Source organism: Paenibacillus sp. sgz302148 (genome assembly GCF_056120465.1).
In genome coordinates this window covers 65,265-83,873 of the sequence record NZ_JBVYOJ010000020.1, presented here as the reverse complement: position 1 = coordinate 83,873, position 18,609 = coordinate 65,265, and the positions used below count along the sequence as shown (strand labels likewise).

The following is an 18,609-nucleotide window of genomic DNA, read 5'->3' as shown; positions in this document are numbered from 1 at the left end:
AATCATGTGGGAGAACGTGAAGGCTTTCGCGTCCGAATTTTTCGTAACGGGCGATCCGATGATTTATGGGGCGGACGTCAGCATCGTGCTGACGCTTCTGGCGATCATATTTTCACTGACATTTTTCAAAAAATGGGGCTGGTTATGGCGGGAATGGCTCACGACCGTCGATCATAAAAAAATCGGCATCATGTATATTTTGTCGGCGTTTCTGATGCTGTTTCGGGGAGGTGTCGACGCTCTCTTGATGCGGGCACAGCTCGCCGTACCGGAATTTCAGTTCCTGCAGCCCGACCATTATAACGAAATTTTTACGACGCATGGCGTCATTATGATTTTGTTTATGGCAATGCCGTTTATGTTCGGCTTATTTAACGTAATCATCCCGCTGCAGATCGGGGCGAGAGACGTGGCTTACCCGTTCCTGAACGCACTCAGTTTCTGGCTGTTCTTCGCCGGCGCGATGCTGTTTAACCTGTCGTTTGTCATCGGCGGTTCGCCGGATGCAGGGTGGCTTGCTTATCCGCCTTATTCGGAGCTGATGTACAATCCGGGCGTCGGTCAAGACTTTTATATATGGGGCATTCAAATTTCCGGGATCGGCAGTTTGATGACCGGAATCAACTTTATCGTCACCATTCTGAAAATGCGCGCGCCGGGCATGAAGCTGATGAAAATGCCGATGTTCCCATGGTCGGTATTGTCGAGCTGCATCGCAATCATTTTTTCGTTCCCGATTTTGACGGCTACGCTCGCGCTTTTGTTTATGGACCGGTATGCAGGCGCCCATTTCTTCACATTGGACGGCGGCGGCAACCCCATGATGTATATCAATCTGATTTGGATGTGGGGTCATCCCGAGGTGTATATCATCGTGCTGCCGGCGTTCGGCATTTTTTCGGAAATCGTATCGACCTTTTCCCGGAAAAAGCTGTTCGGCTACAACTCGATGGTGTATGCGATGATGATCATCAGCGTATTGTCGTTCCTCGTATGGGCGCATCATTTCTTCACGATGGGCTCGGGCGCGGACGTCAACGCATTCTTCGCTTTAACGACGATGCTTATCGCCATTCCGACCGGCGTCAAAGTGTTCAACTGGCTGTTCACCATGTTCCGGGGCAAAATCACGTTCGAGACGCCGATGCTGTGGACGATCGGATTTATTCCCTGTTTTGTAGTAGGAGGACTTACCGGGGTGCTTTTGTCCGTAGCTCCTGCGGATTTTCAATTCCATAACAGCTACTTCCTGATCGCGCATTTCCATCAAGTCATTATCGGCGGCGTCGTATTCGGTTATTTCGCCGGATTGTACTATTGGTGGCCGAAGCTGTTCGGCTTCAAGCTGAACGAGCGCATCGGCAAGTGGGCGTTCTGGTTCTGGAATATCGGGTTTTACGTATGCTTCATGCCGCAATACGTGCTCGGATTAATGGGCATGACCCGGCGTGTCGTTACGTACAGCTGGGACAAAGGTTGGTGGGATTTGAATCTGGTGTCCACTGTCGGCGCAGGCCTAATGGGGATCGCGTTTTTGTTTCAAGTTTGGCAAATTGCGCATGGCGTCAAGCATCATCGTAAACATCTCGACACGACGGGTGATCCGTGGAACGGACGCACCTTGGAATGGTCGATTCCTTCGCCGGCGCCGCTATATAACTTTGCCGTGATTCCGCAAGTTACGGAACAGGATGATTGGTGGGAGACGAAAAGGCGCAGGCAACAGGGACAAGCCGTTCCGGCCCAAAAGCAGCTGGAGCCGATTCATATGCCGAAAAACTCCGGTATCCCGATTATTATGGCAGGTTTTTGGTTTCTGGCCGGATTCGGATTCGTGTTTCAGTGGTTATGGCTCATCATCCCGGGGCTGGCCGGCGTCGCGGTCTGCATGCTTGTCCATTCGTTCAACTATAACACCGATTATTATATTCCGGTAGAAGAGATCAAACGCACGGAAGCGGCCATAAGGAAGGTGAGAACCTCATGAGTTCACCCCATTTGACGGAAAATAAGGCGTATCGCGGCGTCTCCCCACAGGAGCAACACGGTCATCCGGATTTGGAAGAGATGAGAACATTCGGATTTTGGATTTACCTGATGACGGACATTATGATATTCGGTACGTTTTTCGCCGCTTACATCGTACTGAAGAACAACACGAACGGCGGCCCGGGTCCGGCTGAGCTGTTCGAATTGGGCGGAGTCATTGCAAGCACGTTTATTCTGCTGACAAGCAGTTATACATGCGGACTGGCGCTGCTTGCGATGAATCGCGGGAATAAGCGTGCCTTGCTCGGTTGGCTCGCCGTGACGGCTTTGCTCGGCGCAGTGTTCATCGGGCTGGAAATCAGCGAGTTTGCGCATTTCGTTGGCGAAGGCGCAACGATCGGCAGCAGCGCGTTTTTATCGGCGTTTTATACGCTGGTCGGCACGCATGGTCTTCATGTAACGATCGGACTGGTCTGGATGATCGCGATCATGTTGCAGCTGTCCAAACACGGAATTACGCCGGCAACGAAGCGTAAAGTCAACGTAATCAGCTTGTTTTGGCATTTTCTCGATGTAGTCTGGATTTTCGTATTCACGGTTGTTTATTTAATGGGGGTGAGCTAGGATGGCGCATACGGATACGGTTCATTTGCAGGAGGAATCGCATGGATCATTTCAATCGTATACGATCGGCTTCCTCTGCTCCATCGTACTGACGATCATTCCTATAGCCATCGCTTTGGGCGGCTGGTTGGAGGGGACAGCAAACGCTATCGTGTTGATGTCGGCAGGCGTACTGCAATTGTTTGTGCAGCTCTACTTCTTCATGCATTTGCGAGAGGAGAAGAAGCCTCGTTATAATCTGATTTCTCTGATTCTAGGCCTTGTTATCTTGGTCGTGATCGTAGCCGGGTCGATGTGGGTCATGCTGTACAACATGGTAGCGTTATGAGTATGCAGAATGCGAGTTCCATCGGTTAAGGAGGTTAACATGATGAGCAGAATTTGCAAGGGCATTGTCCCAGTTCTCTTCATCGTATTGCTAAGTGCTTGTGCGCAAAAATCGGATTCACCGGTTCTCCGAAATTGAGGCGATTGCGCTATGGATCTCGAAATACAAAGAATCGAAGGGGGATTAGGCGGTGAAAAAAGCGATTATGCTCGTTTGCCTCTCCATCGTTGTTATGGTTTCGGTCACCGCATGCGGCGGCAAGCCAAAGCAGCTCCAGTATCAGGTCGAGCCCTTTGAGTTCGTCAATCAAGACGGCAAACCGTTTTCATTGTCCGATTTGAAAGGAAAAGTATGGGTAGCCGACGTTGTATTCACCTATTGCATGACGGTTTGTCCGACGATGTCCGCTCATATGGCGGAATTGCAGAAGCAGTTGAAGTCCGAGGGCGTGAAGGCCGAACTCGTATCGTTTTCGGTCGACCCGGAGCGGGATGATCCCGCGGCACTAAAAAGTTACCTGTCCAAATTCGAAGCGGATTTTACGGATTGGCATGGGCTAACCGGGTATTCGTTCGACGAAATCAAAACGTTTCTGTTGAAATCGTTCCGTTCCGCCATCGCGAAGGACTCCGACGATCAAGTCATTCACGGCACCTTCTTTTATCTGGTCGATCCTTCCGGAAGGGTTGTCGCCAAGTACGACGGGATGACGGACACCCCCTACGAAACAATCGTTAAAGATATCAAAGCATTGCAGCGATAGATGGATGATGGGGGATGGAATTCGCGTTTATGAAATGAAAAATGAATCGGATCAAGTAAAGAAACAACCGCCTGCTGCAGGCGGTTGTTTGCTTTCAACCCATCAATTCACGCAGCGCATTCGCGAATTTTGCAATTCCTGGACCAATTTCTTCCGCTTTGGGCCTTGCATAAGTAAACCGCACGAAACCGGAATCCGATCCGTACACGCTTCCCGGCACAAATACAACTCCTTGTTTGATCGCTTCTTCCAGCAGCTTGCCGTCATGGACCTCGGGGACCAGCTTGCACCATAAGTGCAATCCCCCTTGAGGAATCGTGAAACGGACAAGATCCGGAAGCTCCTTCTGCAGTGCTTCAATGATCAAATCGCGTTTAAAGAGCAGCTGGGTACGCAAGCGCTCCAAGTGAGGCTCAAAATAGGCCGAGTCCAAAAACTGCGCAGCCACCTGCTGCGGAATGACGCTTAGTCCGAAATCCATTTGCTGCCTGGCATCGGCAAGACGCTCGACGATGGAACGCGGCGCGACCATCCACCCGACGCGAAGTCCGGAAGCGGCGATTTTGGAGAACGAACCGATATAAAGAATCGAGCCGACCGGATCGATCGATTTGAGCGGAGCGCGCGGATTCCCGTCATAAGCGGTCAGACCGAAAGGATCGTCTTCAACAATCGGCAAGCCCAATTCGCTGGCGATTTCAAACAGCTGTACGCGCCGCTCTGCAGCAAGCACCGTGCCTGTCGGATTTTGAAAATTCGGATTCATAAACACCATTTTGATGCGGTGTTTCTTGTATAAAGCGCGAATGTCCGCGGGACGAATGCCGTGTTCGTCGACGGGAAGACGGTATAACCGAAGCCCGGCCGATTGAAACATGGGCAGGGAGTAACAGTAGGAAGGATCCTCTATGGCGACGGCGTCCCCGGGGGACAACAAGCATTGCGTAATCAAATACAACGATTGCTGAGATCCGGAAGTAATCAGAATCGAAGATTCGGTTGTTTGGATGCCCCGGTGTTTGCCGAGGTACGACACCAGCGATTGTCTGAGCGGAATATATCCTTGCGGGTTGTCGTAGCCCAAATAAGAGGTGTAACGATGCTTGTCCATTAGTGTTGCGATTTCATCCATCGGAGATAAATCCGATGCCAGCTCCCCGCTTGCGAAATCGATCAGGGAGGGGTGCTGTGTCAGCGCTTCACGAATTTTGCGCATAAACGGCAAGTTCGGCAGGAAGCTTCCGCCCTCGGCATATCGACTCCAATTCGGCGTATGCTTGGGCGTGGCCCCCCATTTGTACTTGCTTACGCGCGTCCCGCTGCCCGTCCGGCTTTCAATGATCCCAAGCGAACGTAGCTCCGCAAAAGCCAAAATGACGGTGCTTCGATTTACGCCGAGTTGCTCGGCCAGTTTTCGCTCAGAAGGCAGCAAGCTGCCTGGCGGGAATTCGCCGTATGAGATTCTTCGTTCCAGATGATCGGCAATCTGCTCGTACAGAGGTTTATTGCTCTGACGATCGGGCTTCCACATGCTTATGTTCCCTCCGCTTGGATATGATTGTGTTTTTTATCATATCACTGTTTTTCAATACATATGGATAAGTTTTTTATCTTAACAATGACAAATGTATTACTATTGTTTGAACATGGTTGGTCTATCTGCTTAACCAATTGGATCATCTGTTCCGGCAAATGGATGGCTTGAAATCATCCGGTATTGGATGGTTTGTTTTGTCATTCATTCATATATCATAGTGGAAAAGTAGGAATTCAAATAAGGAGTGAGTTCATTGGCAGCGATTGACGACGAGAATGTATCCAAAATCGAAAAGATCAAGCGGCAAAGCCGGCACCTGCGGGGAACGATTAAAGAGGCGCTTCAAGACGGACAGCCCAAATTCGAGGAAGAAAACGTCCAGGTGCTTAAGTTCCATGGCGTAAATCAGCAGGACGATCGCGATCTGCGCGCCCAGTTGAAGAAAGAGGGCAAAGACCGGCATTACAGCATGATGATCCGCGCTCGAATTCCGGGAGGGTTATTATTCCCGGACCAATACTTAGTGTTTGACCGCCTGGCCGACGAGTATTCGGATTATCGAAACTTGCGCATCACAACGCGTCAAACGCTGCAGCTTCATGGCATTCTCAAGGGCGATTTGAAGACGACGATCAAGACGCTGAATGAAGCGCTAGTGACGACATTAGGGGCTTGCGGAGATTCCGGCCGCAATACGATTTGCTGCGCGGAACCCGGCGACGAGCCGTACCGCGACGAGATGCGCCATGACTTGCTTGCTTTGGCCGATCGGCTAAGTGCGAAGACCAATGCCTATCATGAAATTTGGGTGGATGGCGAGCCCGTACAACTGGCGGATGGCGAAACGGAAGAGCCGTTGTACGGCGATGTGTACCTGCCGCGCAAGTTTAAAGTCGCCATCGTGCCGGAAGGGGATAATTGCCTCGATGTTTACGATAACGATCTTGGGCTTGTAGCACATATCGAGGGCGGACACGTCGAAGGTTATACCGTTCTGGTAGGCGGAGGCATGGGGAGAATGGCGCTTGACCAGGAAACGTATCCGAGGCTTGCAAGTCCGCTATGTTATGTTGCGAGGGGCGAAGCCGTCGATACGATTTTGGATACATGCGTGGCCATCGTCACCATCGAACGCGACTTCGGCGATCGCGCCAACCGGCGCTTCGCCCGCATGAAATATTTGATCGACCGGCGCGGACTCGATTGGTTCCGGGAAGAAGTCGAGGCGAGGCTAGAGCGTAAGCTGGAGCCGCCGAGGCAGCTGACCTGGCACAATGGGAGCGACCATCTCGGGTGGCATAGGGAGCGGGAGGGGATCAGCTACCTTGGCTTATATATTCCTTACGGACGCATTAAGGACACCGAAGGGATACGGCTGAAATCGACGCTGCGAGATATAGTGCAAGAATTCCAACCGACCGTCCGATTTACATCCCAGCAAAATGTAATTCTCGGCGGAATCGCAGACGAATATCGGCCGCTCATCGAAGAACGGTTGCGGGAAGCGGGCGTGCCTCTGCCGGATGAAATATCCAAAGTCCGGCAAAATTCGATGGCGTGTGTATCGCTGCCGACTTGCGGACTTGCCTTGGCGGAGTCGGAGCGAGCGATGCCGGATTTGTTGCCGCAGTTCGAGCAATTGTTCGATGAACTTCATCTCGCCAAGGAAGACATCACCATTCGGATGACCGGATGCTCCAACGGCTGCGCGCGTCCCTACAACGCCAATATCGCATTTATCGGTAGGGCGCCCGGAAAGTATGACGTGTTCTTGGGAGGCAGCTCCCTTGGCACGGCACTGAACGAAAGGTTTCGGGAAGCGGTGCCGTTCGAACAATTGCTAAACACCGTCCGTCCAGTATTGATGTCATATGTTCAGGAGCGGGAACCGGAAGAGGATTTCGGCAGTTATTGGCGCAGAGCCGGCAAACTACGATTCCAAGGCGAAGAAGTCGGCGAGATGGGCAGCTAAGTCGAATACATCTGCAGTTTGCTCGAGAAAGGAGCCTACGAAATGACAGGCGGTTTGGAAGGAAAACGGATTGTCATCACCGGTTCGCGCAAAATCGGGGAACTGAGCGAGATAATCGCAAGACAGGGAGGAGAAGCGATCGCCCGTCCGCAGCAAGGAACCCTGTATTTAGCGGAAGATGATATGAAGCGCGATTTATCTCGCCTGATGGAGAGCGGGACCGACTGGTTCATTTTTACGACAGGTACCGGGCTAGAAGCTTTGCTGCTTCAGGCGGAGCGAATCGGGATCCAGCCGCAGCTTCTGGGCATGATGAAGCAGTCCAAGGTTGGGGCCAGAGGGTACAAAACTTTTGCGCTGCTGAAGCAGCTTGGCATGAAACCGATCGTGATCGATGACGATGGCACGACGCGGGGACTTATACGGGAACTTGCCGCCTTCGATTTTGAAGGTCAAGGCGTTACGATTCAACTTCATGGCGAACCAATGCCGTCACTCGTGAACTTCTTTGTCAATAAAGGAGCCGCGGTCAGGCCACTCATGCCCTATAAGCATGTTGCCCCGGATCGTAATGTCTCTATGCAACTTTGTCAAGAAATTATCCATGGTTCCGTCGATGCCGTCTGTTTCACGACCGCCGTTCAAGTTCGTTATTTTTATGATTATATCAAAGCCAGCGGAGGGTACTTGGACGTGAACAATTGCTTCAAAAAAAGAGTGCTCGCGGTAGCGGTAGGTAAAGTCACGGCGGAGGCATTGAAGGAAGAGGGAGTTCAGCGCGTGCTGACGCCTGAGAATGAGCGCATGGGCGCCATGATTATTGAGTTAACTCATTACTACCGAAATAAATCAACGCTGCGGGGGATGTCCGAGTGAAAAAACGAAATGTGAAGGTAGCCGTCGTTCAATCCGCACCCATCTTGTTCGATAAACAATCCGCAATGGATATGATTGCGAATAAGACGAAGGAAGCTGCCGGACAAGGAGCCGAGCTGATTGTATTTCCTGAGGTGATCTTGCCGGGGTACCCGCGCGGCTTAAGCTTCGGTACACGAGTCGGAAGCCGCAATGCCGCGGGGAGAAGAGATTGGGAAAGATATTGGGATAGCGCCGTCGACGTGCCGGGAACGGAAACCGAAATTTTAGGCGAGCTCGCCGAACAATTGGGGGTTTATCTGGTGATCGGCGTCGTGGAGCGGGATCAGGAACTCAGCACAGGAACTTTATATAACTCCATGATCTACTTCGGACCGGACGGCAGCTTACTCGGCAAACATCGAAAGCTGGTTCCGACGGGTTCCGAGCGCCTCTTATGGGGACAAGGGGACGGCAGCACGCTCACCGTCATCGATACGCCTTTCGGAAGAATAGGCGGTTTGATCTGCTGGGAAAATTACATGCCGCTTGCCCGCATGGCCATGTATGCGAAAGGAATCGACATTTACATCGCGCCTACGGCAGATGCCCGCGATACGTGGCAGGCAACGATTCGGCATATCGCTTGCGAAAGCCGTTGTTACGTCCTTTCCTGCAATCAGTTTGCGACAAAAGCTTCATATCCAGCCGATTTATCTTGTTATGAAGACATGAAGGAAGATGATGACATCCTAAGCAGAGGGGGAAGCGCCATTGTTGGACCGCTTGGGGAATATGTAGCTAAGCCGCTGTATGACCAGGAAGGCATTCTCATCGCGGAACTGGATCTTACCCAAGTCGTGCAAAGCCGTTTTGACTTTGACGTAACAGGGCATTACAGCCGTCCGGACATTTTTCAATTGATCGTGAACGAGAAGAAACAAGATATCGTACGGACGGTTGGCATGAACTAATTCATATTATTTTCGAATGAAATATAGTTACTAGGGCGCATCTCGTAGAGAGGCGTCCTTTTTGCGTTTTTAAGGCACTTGATCCAATGATATTTGGTTTATTCTGGAATCTGGCAATATTTACTTACAAAAATGAAGTCATTTTTATTATATATTTATAGTCTAGGATCATCTTAATCTCTTTTTTTTGCAATAACTAGCAAGGAGGAATGCAAGATGAAGAAATGGCGTCTCGCCATCACCTTTATTTTATTGATAATAGCAGGCGGTTATCTGCTGGAACATAACAATCAGGTTATTCTGGCGAGGTCATCCAAGGCTGCAGCGACAGCGCCAGTAGCAGCGGCTCCAACTCCCGCCCAAGACAATCAAGCCGTAGCGACAGATTCCGCAACCTCGGCTCAATCGACCAAGCAGCATGCCCAAACGAATCTGCCGCTTGACGTCCCCCTGATTCAGCAAATGCCGGAGCTGGCTCGGGGCTGCGAGGTAACGAGCCTCGCGATGTTGTTGAACGATGCAGGCGTTCAGGTGGACAAAATGACGCTGGCGAAGCAAGTTGCAAAGGTGCCTTTTCAGAAAAACGGTCTTCACGGCGACATGAACGAAGGTTTCGTCGGCGATGTCTATACGTTCGACAACCCTGGTCTAGGCGTTTACGGGGACCCGATTTTTGCGCTTGGCAAGCAATATTTGCCGGACAAGCTGATCAATCTGTCGGGCGGCACGATCGACGACCTGTACGATTCACTAGATAACGGCTTCCCGGTATGGGTCATTACGACGACGAAGTTTGCACCGCTTGACGACGATGCTTTCCAAATATGGGAAACGGCGAACGGCTCCATGAAAGTTACGTATAAAGAGCATAGCGTCGTGATGACTGGGTATGATAACAAATACGTGTATATCAATGACCCTTACGAAGACGAGCCGAACAAAAAAGTATTGCGCGACAATTTTGAGAAAGCATGGGTGCAAATGGGCAGCCAAGCGATATCATACGTCGCTTAACTCCTGGGTGTCCCGTTTTCAGCCGTGGGTTTGCCGTAATAATAATAGATAACCCTGTACCTATTTGGTACAGGGTTGATTCATACTTACTCGATTTTGGCGATTACGGTTCGGTTTCGTCCCGACTTCTTGGCTTCATATAAGGCTTGATCCGCCTTATGGATCAGTTCTGCCGCCATATCGGCGTGGGATGCATAATGAGCGATGCCTTGCGAGACCGTTATAGGCTGCCCAATCGGGTTGTCGCTATGTTCCAATAAATTGCGAATGCGTTCTGCCACTTGATATGCAGCCTCAGAATCGGCATGTGAAATGAGTGTGATGAATTCCTCACCCCCGAAGCGACAACAAATATCGCCTGGCCGGACGCAAGAAGCCATAATTGAGGCAAAATGTTTGAGCACCTCGTCACCGGTTTGATGACCGTAGGTGTCGTTAATGCTTTTAAATCGATCGATGTCCATAATAATAACGGAAAAAGAAATTTGCTCCATAATCCAGCTTTGCAAAATGGCTTCGAGTGTCCTTCGATTCGTTAATCCGGTTAATGGATCCGTCATTGCTTCATGCGCCAATTGATCGGTATGCTCTTTAAAATCATGTAGGGCGTATCGAATCGCTTTTGTCAATAAATCGGCTTCCCTATTCCAGTGCTGCTTTCCATTAGGAAGCTCGGCTTTATCTTTGCCGATATTGCTTACAAGGTCGGCGAGAAAAACGAAGGGTTTAGCCAATCGGCGCGCAAGACCGATGACAATCAACATTAATAAGATAAAAGGCGGCAGCATATATAGCAGAATGGCAAGAATTTGTTGATTCAATTGTTCGATCATAACACTTTCCGGGGAAACGACAACGACACCCCAGCCATTTTCCGGAACTTTTACATAACCAGCCAGTAAAGCCTCGCCTTTTAAATTGACCGTCTGTTCTTGTCCGCTTTGTCCGCGAATCAATTTGCGAACAACTTGGTTGGCGCTAATATCTTCGCCGATCCGGCTTTTGTCACGATGAAACAGGACGTGACCGCTGGAACCTACGATGTAAAAATAAGAGCCTAGTTCATTCGTCGGATTGTTCCCGAAGATCATGTTCAATATGTTGTTTTCCTGAAGAAAAAGAGTTCCACCGATATACCCCCGATATTGACCTTCTATATCGTATAGCGGCTCACTCATGAACACGATAAGTCTATTCGTATTTGGAGTTATGTAAGGATCGGAAACGTAGTGCTTTTTCAATTCCAATGCGGTTTTTGCCGCTGGGGTCGAAATATGTTTTCCGACCGAACCTCCGGATTTCGGAGACCTGTATCGGACAAGTCCCGTTTCATCGACCAGGACAATGGAATTAAAGTAGTTGCTGCTGCGGCGTATTATTTCCAGCTTCGAATTTACATCCTCGCCATTCATAGACTTGTTATTCGACAAGATGCTTGAAGCGTAGTGAAGGCTATTTCGCATGGATTTAAACAACGAGTCGATCGTCTGACTCATTTTGCCGGCGTTTGCGTAATTCAACGTAAGCGTCGTATCGATCAGCGTTTGTTTTTTCAATTTATACGATACGATAAGTATAATGGTTAAAGTTAGAACGACCGATAGGGAGACAAGCCCTGTTAAAAGGGTGGCCAGGCTAATTTTGTTCCATTGGCTTGTTTTTTTCTCGCGCAATACGTGCATTTGTTGCCCCCTTTTGTACGAAAGAAAGTGATCCGCTAACCGACATAATTCGCCATATCTTAGCTCTGATTATATACCAAAAGACCTAAGAGTGCAGTAATATATTCCATATTCAAGACCAAAGGCATGGAATCGATCGACGTTCTTAAGCAAAAGGTCAGCGACCCCAAGATGCGGAAGCTGACCTTTTCATATGTTTACCTTGGCAAGTCAACGCGGCGGGAGTCTAATCTTGATCCGGCATCCATTCATCATTTTCGGCGATAACCGTCTGGTTTCTCCCCGATCTCTTCGCCTTGTATAATGCTTGATCCGCAAGGCGAATCAACTCTTTGGCGGATGCAGCGGTGTCCGCTGCATAATGCACGACGCCTTGTGAAACCGTAATTTGCCTCTTGATCGGGTTTTCGCTTTCCTCCAGCGTACGGCGAATGCGTTCGGCTACGAGATAACCCTCATCGGCATTGGCGTGTGCAATTAATGCGACAAATTCCTCGCCCCCGTAACGGCAGCATACATCGCCCGGCCGAATGCATGAAACGACAATTTCCGCGAAATGCCTTAGCACTTCGTCTCCGGCCAGATGCCCGAATATGTCGTTGATCTCTTTAAATCGGTCGATATCCATAATAATGACGGAAAAAGGATTCATTTCCGTGATCCATCGCTGCATGTTCGCTTCCAGCGTCCTTCGGTTCGTAAGCCCGGTCAATGGATCCGTCATCGCCTCGTGCGCCAAACGATCGGTTTGTTTGCGAATGTTTTTGATGGCATTGCGAATTGCTTTGGTCAACGAATCGGCTTCGCGATTCCAATGCTGCTTTCCTTTCGGCAGCTCCGCTTTTTCCTCGCCGATCTTGCTTACGGCATCGGTCAGTGCGACGAACGGCTTCGCCAATCTGCGGGCAAGCCAGATGGCGGCCAGCAACAATGCGGCGAAAGGCGGCAGTACGTACAACAGCATCGTTCCAATATAATCGTTTAATTGTTTATTTACAACGCTCTCGGGGGACACCACAACGACACCCCAGCCATTCTCCGGAACCCTGACGTAACCTGCGAGCAAAGCAACGCCTCTCAAATTGACTACCGGTTCTTGTCCGCTGCGCCCTTGGATGAGTTTGCCGACGACCGGATTGGCGCTGACATCCTCGCCGATTCGGCTTTGGTCGGGGTGGAACAGGATATGGCCGTTGGAACCGACAATGTAGAAGTACGATCCTAGTTCATTGATCGGGTTGTTCCCGAAAATCGAATTCAAGATGTTGTCCTCTTGAAGAAATAAAGACCCTCCGATAAACCCGCGATATTGGCCCGCCATATCGTAAATCGGCTCGCTTACGAATGTGATCAAACGTTGGGTCTGCGGCGGTATGTACGGAATGGAGATATACGGCTTCTTCAAGGCTAATGCGGTTCTTGCTTCTTTCGAAGTCACGTACATCCCGGTCGAACCTCCGGATAACGGCGATCTGTATCGGACAAGACCGGTTTCGTCCACAAGGATCATAGAGTTGAAGTAGCCTCCGCTGCGACGGATGATTTCCAAATACGAATTAACCTCGCCGGCGGGCATGGATTTGATATTGGCCATTAAAGCCGAGGAGTATTGCAAGCTGCTTCGCATCGATTTGAACAAATAGTCGATCGTCTGACTCATCTTGTCCGCGGCGGCATAATTCGAAGTGAGCGTCGTATCGATCAGCGTTTGTTTTTTCAGATGATAGGATCCGATGAGGAGAATGGTTAGCGTCAGAACGACCGATAAGGAGACAAGCCCGGTAAAAAGGGTGGTTAAACTGATCTTTTTGCGTTGTTTATTTCTGATTTCGCGATATACAAGCATGGAATGTCTCCTTATCAACAAATTGCAATTCAGATAAATCGATAAGATTCGACATGATTCGTCAGCTCTTAGCTTGATTATAACGAAATGCACTCATAAATACATTCGAATATACCTTTTTTCATACAAAAGCAGTAGACGACAAACGGCGGTTCGACCTTCGAAAACCCCGCCGAGAGCGGGATTAAGCGGCAACGGGCATAAAAAAAGGCCAGCCTCCGCTAGCAGCGAAGGCTGACCCTGCAACCATTTCTATTTCTCTCCGACCAACAACGACCAAGTTTCGGGTGCCTCGTAGCCAAGACGCCAGAAGGCGACGCCGGCCAATTCGTATTTTTTGGCGATGGCGACCCGGCTCTTGACCGTTGCGTTATCTTCCAGCCAGAGGACGTATCGGAAGCCGTCCTTCACATAATCGACGCGATATTGACCGAAAGCGGCATCCCAAGTTTTAGTCGCTCCGGTGGAAGCGATCAGGTCCGCAAGGCTCTTCATGATCACCGCTCGATTGCTGACCAACTGACCGGCACGATCAAGCTTCCACTCGCGAACATAGAAGGGTACGCCAAGCAGCAGCTTGTCGCGGGGAACGCCGTACGAGAGAAAATCGGAAACTCCCGTCTCCACCCACTGCAAACCGGCAACCGAACCGGGAGATTCGCTGCCTGACCAATATTGGTCATACGTCATCGTAATGATATAGTCGACGTATTGAGCCAGCTTCTCGTGATCGTAGGCGCTGCGTGCATTCCACAGGACGTCGCCTCGCGGCAGGTCGATCGTGACGATCAGCTTCTGCTTGTGCGCCGATTCGCTGAGCAGCCGGATGAACTCGCTGTACCGGTCGCGGTCTTTGCCTGCGACATTCTCGAAGTCGATATTGACCCCGCCGACGCCAAGCGCTTTCAGGCGGGCGACTAGCGTATCGATAAAGCTGCGCTGAGCGGCGGGATCGCTCAGGAACTTCGTGGTCAGCTCCGTGTTGAACGTATTGCTGACAAGCGGGTACACCTTGAAGCCTTGGCTCATGAGTGTTGCCGCTGTATCGGGATTGGAGCGATCCGTTATTCCTCCGGCTGCATCCTTGAGCTCGAACCAGGTCGGCGAATCGATATCGAGTCCTTGTGTTTGCGCAACTTGCGATTGAATGGTTTCATCATTGGACGACCCGTTCCAGCCCATGTAAATTAATTTCCTGAAGTTGTTCCATACTTTGCGGTTGTCATTGGTCATGACAAGCACGTTTTTGTGCGCCGCTCCATAAGCAAGGGCGGACTTCAGCGCATGGAACCGCGCGACGAGCCGGTCGTTTTCGTAAACTTGCAAGTACGGAATGCTCGTCCAAATTTCCTGGCCGCCGCGCATGACTTGAGCATACGGCAAGCTTTTGGCGAATTGAACCGCGTCATTCATGCTGACGAATGCTTTGACCGGCTTCCCTTGCGAAAAAACTTCGTGCTGACGCCTATTCGTATATACCGTTCGTCCGGTATCGATGCGGACGATTTCCGCGTTGCCCAAGCTGACGGCACGGCCGACCGCGTCTTCAAGATATGCATATTTCCAATCGTCCGCAGTTACTCCGTTTTGGTTGACTTGGTATACAACTGTACCAGCCCGCAGTTTTTTCTTCGCGGCAACCGTCAGATTATCCCACACCCAACGGTTTGTTTTCAGATCGATAATGTGCGAATTCGTCCATTTCTTCGCTTCTTTGACGGCGGATTGCAGATCCGCAAACTCCCAATCAGGCAGAGTGTTATCGCCCTGGTACACGCGGTATTGCGCGTAATTGCTCCATACCCAGCCGATGTTCTCGAGATCGCGAATACTGACGTTTCGCATCGTTTTGGCTTTGGCGATCGCTTCGCTGAGCGTACGAAACTCCCATTTGGGATCCGACGCGCCGAATTGATAAATTTTGAAGCGGGGCAGGTTATCCCACACCCATCGGCCTGTGCCGATTTCTTCGATCCGGCCGTATGTAATTCCTTTGGCATATGCAAGTGCGCTGCCGTAAGCGGCGAATTCCTTGATAAGCCGGTCTTTCTGGTACACGCGGTAATGCGTTGTTTTGTCCGATGCGCCGGCGAATGCCATCTGCTGCAGTCCGAATGTAAGCAGGAGCAGCAGCGTAAGGGCAAACGTCGTTTTCGATTTCATGACTCAGGCCTCCTCGTATTCTCGCTGTCTATTCTATTAACGAGAAATTACGCGATAGGTTGCGGTGGGAAAAAGAGGGAGAGGGGGTGGACGCAAAAAGTTTCCGTATCCGGTGACGGGAAACGGAGCTTGGACACTTTGCTTCGAACGTCGGTTGTGATTAGAAATGAAAAAGACGCCCCTGCCAGGCGCCTGCGAATCTTCCGGATACTTTTAAACAATATGATGTCTTTTTAGCACACGAATCATTTGCATGGCGCGTCGTTTATAGGAGTGTCGGGTTACCGCTTTTAATCCGTTCCGTCGGATTCGTTTTCGTTCCTTCGATTGTTTTAGATAATAACGAACTAAATCTAAAGTTTTTTTAGCAGACTTTGAAACAACGAGATGTTTTTTATTTTTAAACAGCCGCCGAATTTCCGGTGTATCGTTTGTTAGAAGGAATCCGCCGGAGCCAAGTATTTCGTAAGTACGCTGGGTAACCTGAGTCAGCCGGTTCTGTAAACCGATAACAATTTTCGCGGAGCTGTATACTTTATTCGCTTCTGTATAGGGCAAGTAACCATGTATCCACTTTTTAGGAATTTTCACGCCGAGAATGGGTTTCATTTTCTCCCATTCTTTTCCCCAGAAATCAACCCGAATATTGTTTTTTACTAAAGGGCGAATCAGATTTCTCAAGGATTGAATGCGATAATGGTCCTTATATTTCGTAAGGTTTCGCGGATAGGCATTAGCGACGATCGCGATATCTCGCTTATATTTTTTTAGGGGTTTTACGGGATGGTGCACTTTTGAATGATATCCAAAATCCAAATAAGCGGATGGGAAACCTATTTTTTTATATTGTTTAGCCCTTTTGGGGGAGATGGTAAAGACAAAATCTGGTTTCACATATCGAATGTAAGGCAAGGTGAAAGATTTGGTATGGGTAGGGTCTTCGGTAGCCCAATACACATGGGGGATTCGAGATTTGCTCACATATTTTCGGACGATTTGTTGTTGAGGAGGGGAGTGTTCCTCAGTCCACCCTAAGGTTATAATTAAATGAGGCCGGAATGTGGCTAATATTTTCGGTATATCGCGCTTTAATAAAGGACCTGATATTTTTACTTCATGCCCCGCATCCCGAAACCCGTTTGGCAGCCCGTGTATCCACATAGGATGGCTTTCTAAAAACAGAATCCGCATTCTAATTCACTTCCTCCGACTAGCTTAGTTGAAAGCTCCCTGACGTCCTGGAGAGTTTGCCGAATGTGAAGCCTTGTTCTTTTAATCCGCGGATAATAGCGGGTAAAGCCGTTACGGTTGATTTACTAAAGTCATGAAAGATAATGATGGCCTCTCGTTTTCGCCTACATTCCCGTAATACTGTCCGAGTGATCGCGTCCGGCGTTCTCCTTGGCATCTTACAATCGTTTGAATCTACATTCCAGTCAATATACTTGTATCCTAGTCTGTTCATTTCCGCTATGATTTTGGGCATGATTTGTTTGCCGCCATAACGATGGCTGACTTTATTATTGGATCCTCCCGGAAAACGGAAAATACGGCTTTTTATTTTTACGCTACGCCGCAAAAGGTTCTCAAGTCTATAAAAGTCCTTTTTAAAATGATGAACGGAAGAATAAATGTAGCGGTAATTATGAGAAAAAGTGTGGTTGCCAACCGCATGACGCTCCCGTACGATTCTTTCGTACATCTTCAAACCATAATTTGTTTCGCTGCCCGTTACGAAAAAAGTGGCTTTTACATGATGCTGCTGTAAAACATTCAGAATGGCCTCTGTGTATCGTAAAGGGCCATCGTCGAATGTTAAGTAGGCTGTTTTTGTCTTTATATTTTTTTTATTCACCCTTTTTCATCCTAACCTATTATTTAAATAATCTGATGTTTTCTTAGTACACGAAGGATATAAGACGCTCGATTTTTGTAGGAGTGGGTTCGAACGGCCCGAATCGCATTCCGACGAATTCGTTTCCGTTCTTTGGGGAGCTGCAAATACTTTTTTATCAGCTTGCGGGTCTTTTTTTCTGATGCCGAAACAAGAAGGTCACGCCCGGGACGAAACAGCCTTCGTACCTCCGGAGTGTCTGATGTGATCAGTAAACCACCTGATGCAAGAACTTCATATGTCCGCTGAGTAAGCCGATCGGTACCGTTTTGGGGACCGATGACAAAATCAACTGAACTGTACACCTTGTTTGCTTTCGTATACGGCAAATAACCGCGAATCCAATGTTTGGGAATAGGTTGCTTGAATACGTGGCGCATCTGATCCCAGTAACGACCGTAGAAGTTTATTTTCAAATTTTTTTTCAAGAACGGATTCACTAAATGACGAAGAGTTTGAAATCGATAATGTTTCGGTTTTTCCCTGTACAGCTGCACGTATCCGTTTGCGACAAGCGCTGCCGTACTTCGATATTTCTTGTGAACCTTTGCTCTTCTATGAACGGACGGATCAAAACCAAAATCAAGGTGAGCCGTCGGAATGGATAATTTTCGATAGAGCTTCATTGTTGGCCGGTGGATCGTAAACACAAAATCAGGCTTGATTCGACGAATTAACGGCAGGGAGAAGCTCTGTGTATAGCCGGGGTCCTCCGTCGACCAATAGACATGCGGGACACAGGAGTGCTTTACCGCCTTAGCAATTTGAAGTTGCTTCTTTGCAGATCCGTTCGCTTCGGTCCAACCGATCGTCATGATCAAGTCGGGTTGAAATCGATTAATGATCAGCTTCGTATTCGAATCGGGGGAATACGTTTTTACCTTATGGCCTAACTTGCGAAACCCATTCGGTAATCCGTGAATCCACATGGCGTGATCTTCAAGGAATAAAATCCGCACGGTAATCCT

At 49.3% G+C, this 18,609-nt stretch carries 15 protein-coding genes; 8 read left to right on the top strand and 7 right to left on the bottom strand.

The features are described from left to right. Positions 1 to 4: 4 nt before the first annotated feature. The 4 genes from AC0LWM_RS25580 to AC0LWM_RS25565 all read left to right on the top strand — a co-directional run bounded on the left by AC0LWM_RS25580 (position 5) and on the right by AC0LWM_RS25565 (position 3,704). Positions 5 to 1,987, top strand: a complete 1,983-nt coding sequence (locus tag AC0LWM_RS25580) for a cbb3-type cytochrome c oxidase subunit I (RefSeq protein WP_474677845.1) — start codon at positions 5 to 7, stop codon at positions 1,985 to 1,987. Between the two features lie 80 nt (positions 1,988 to 2,067). Further along, positions 2,068 to 2,613 (top strand): cytochrome o ubiquinol oxidase subunit III, encoded by a 546-nt coding sequence (cyoC, locus tag AC0LWM_RS25575; protein WP_474677899.1) that lies wholly within the window; start codon positions 2,068 to 2,070, stop codon positions 2,611 to 2,613. Between the two features lies 1 nt (position 2,614). Continuing rightward, positions 2,615 to 2,941: a cytochrome o ubiquinol oxidase subunit IV gene (locus AC0LWM_RS25570; RefSeq protein WP_474677844.1), complete on the top strand. Its 327-nt coding sequence runs from the start codon at positions 2,615 to 2,617 to the stop codon at positions 2,939 to 2,941. Between the two features lie 190 nt (positions 2,942 to 3,131). Continuing rightward, positions 3,132 to 3,704, top strand: a complete 573-nt coding sequence (locus AC0LWM_RS25565) for an SCO family protein (protein ID WP_474677843.1) — start codon at positions 3,132 to 3,134, stop codon at positions 3,702 to 3,704. Positions 3,705 to 3,798: 94 nt separating this feature from the next. Here AC0LWM_RS25565 and pdxR read toward each other — a convergent pair whose 3' ends face one another. After that, positions 3,799 to 5,235 carry a MocR-like pyridoxine biosynthesis transcription factor PdxR gene (gene pdxR, locus AC0LWM_RS25560; RefSeq protein WP_474677842.1) on the bottom strand — a complete coding sequence of 479 codons (1,437 nt, stop codon included), beginning with the start codon at positions 5,233 to 5,235 and terminating at the stop codon, positions 3,799 to 3,801. Between the two features lie 259 nt (positions 5,236 to 5,494). Here pdxR and AC0LWM_RS25555 point away from each other — a divergent pair, with 259 nt between their 5' ends. The 4 genes from AC0LWM_RS25555 to AC0LWM_RS25540 all read left to right on the top strand — a co-directional run bounded on the left by AC0LWM_RS25555 (position 5,495) and on the right by AC0LWM_RS25540 (position 10,056). Continuing rightward, entirely contained in the window at positions 5,495 to 7,213 is a 1,719-nt protein-coding gene (locus AC0LWM_RS25555; protein WP_474677841.1) for an NADPH-dependent assimilatory sulfite reductase hemoprotein subunit, read from the top strand. A 42-nt stretch (positions 7,214 to 7,255) separates the two neighbouring features. Further along, complete coding sequence (locus tag AC0LWM_RS25550; RefSeq protein ID WP_474677840.1) at positions 7,256 to 8,089, top strand: uroporphyrinogen-III synthase; 834 nt, start codon at positions 7,256 to 7,258, stop codon at positions 8,087 to 8,089. Next, on the top strand, positions 8,086 to 9,042 hold the full coding sequence (locus tag AC0LWM_RS25545; protein WP_474677839.1) for a carbon-nitrogen hydrolase family protein: 957 nt from the start codon (positions 8,086 to 8,088) through the stop codon (positions 9,040 to 9,042). Before AC0LWM_RS25550 ends, AC0LWM_RS25545 begins: the two co-directional genes overlap by 4 nt. A gap of 216 nt (positions 9,043 to 9,258) precedes the next feature. Next, positions 9,259 to 10,056, top strand: a complete 798-nt coding sequence (locus AC0LWM_RS25540) for a C39 family peptidase (RefSeq protein WP_474677838.1) — start codon at positions 9,259 to 9,261, stop codon at positions 10,054 to 10,056. A gap of 86 nt (positions 10,057 to 10,142) precedes the next feature. Here AC0LWM_RS25540 and AC0LWM_RS25535 read toward each other — a convergent pair whose 3' ends face one another. From AC0LWM_RS25535 to AC0LWM_RS25510, 6 genes are all read right to left on the bottom strand, one after another. Beyond that, positions 10,143 to 11,738, bottom strand: a complete 1,596-nt coding sequence (locus AC0LWM_RS25535) for a sensor domain-containing diguanylate cyclase (protein ID WP_474677837.1) — start codon at positions 11,736 to 11,738, stop codon at positions 10,143 to 10,145. A gap of 226 nt (positions 11,739 to 11,964) precedes the next feature. Continuing rightward, on the bottom strand, positions 11,965 to 13,584 hold the full coding sequence (locus AC0LWM_RS25530) for a sensor domain-containing diguanylate cyclase (RefSeq protein WP_474677836.1): 1,620 nt from the start codon (positions 13,582 to 13,584) through the stop codon (positions 11,965 to 11,967). Positions 13,585 to 13,836: 252 nt separating this feature from the next. Continuing rightward, the gene (locus tag AC0LWM_RS25525) at positions 13,837 to 15,747 is read right to left on the bottom strand and encodes a glycosyl hydrolase family 18 protein (protein ID WP_474677835.1); all 1,911 of its coding nucleotides are present in this window, start codon (positions 15,745 to 15,747) and stop codon (positions 13,837 to 13,839) included. Between the two features lie 213 nt (positions 15,748 to 15,960). After that, on the bottom strand, positions 15,961 to 16,938 hold the full coding sequence (locus tag AC0LWM_RS25520; protein ID WP_474677834.1) for a CgeB family protein: 978 nt from the start codon (positions 16,936 to 16,938) through the stop codon (positions 15,961 to 15,963). 19 nt (positions 16,939 to 16,957) lie between these two features. Further along, positions 16,958 to 17,602: a polysaccharide deacetylase family protein gene (locus tag AC0LWM_RS25515; RefSeq protein WP_474677833.1), complete on the bottom strand. Its 645-nt coding sequence runs from the start codon at positions 17,600 to 17,602 to the stop codon at positions 16,958 to 16,960. A gap of 23 nt (positions 17,603 to 17,625) precedes the next feature. Then, the gene (locus tag AC0LWM_RS25510; RefSeq protein WP_474677832.1) at positions 17,626 to 18,600 is read right to left on the bottom strand and encodes a CgeB family protein; all 975 of its coding nucleotides are present in this window, start codon (positions 18,598 to 18,600) and stop codon (positions 17,626 to 17,628) included. Between the last annotated feature and the right edge of the window lie 9 nt (positions 18,601 to 18,609).

Bases quoted from the DNA above. Each gene is read 5' to 3' on its own strand.
- AC0LWM_RS25580 (WP_474677845.1), top strand. From the start codon at position 5: ATGTGGGAGAACGTGAAGGCTTTCGCGTCCGAATTTTTCGTAACGGGC.
- cyoC (WP_474677899.1), top strand. From the start codon at position 2,068: ATGAGAACATTCGGATTTTGGATTTACCTGATGACGGACATTATGATA.
- AC0LWM_RS25570 (WP_474677844.1), top strand. From the start codon at position 2,615: ATGGCGCATACGGATACGGTTCATTTGCAGGAGGAATCGCATGGATCA.
- pdxR (WP_474677842.1), bottom strand. From the start codon at position 5,235: ATGTGGAAGCCCGATCGTCAGAGCAATAAACCTCTGTACGAGCAGATT.
- AC0LWM_RS25550 (WP_474677840.1), top strand. From the start codon at position 7,256: ATGACAGGCGGTTTGGAAGGAAAACGGATTGTCATCACCGGTTCGCGC.
- AC0LWM_RS25540 (WP_474677838.1), top strand. From the start codon at position 9,259: ATGAAGAAATGGCGTCTCGCCATCACCTTTATTTTATTGATAATAGCA.
- AC0LWM_RS25535 (WP_474677837.1), bottom strand. From the start codon at position 11,738: ATGCACGTATTGCGCGAGAAAAAAACAAGCCAATGGAACAAAATTAGC.
- AC0LWM_RS25530 (WP_474677836.1), bottom strand. From the start codon at position 13,584: ATGCTTGTATATCGCGAAATCAGAAATAAACAACGCAAAAAGATCAGT.
- AC0LWM_RS25525 (WP_474677835.1), bottom strand. From the start codon at position 15,747: ATGAAATCGAAAACGACGTTTGCCCTTACGCTGCTGCTCCTGCTTACA.
- AC0LWM_RS25520 (WP_474677834.1), bottom strand. From the start codon at position 16,938: ATGCGGATTCTGTTTTTAGAAAGCCATCCTATGTGGATACACGGGCTG.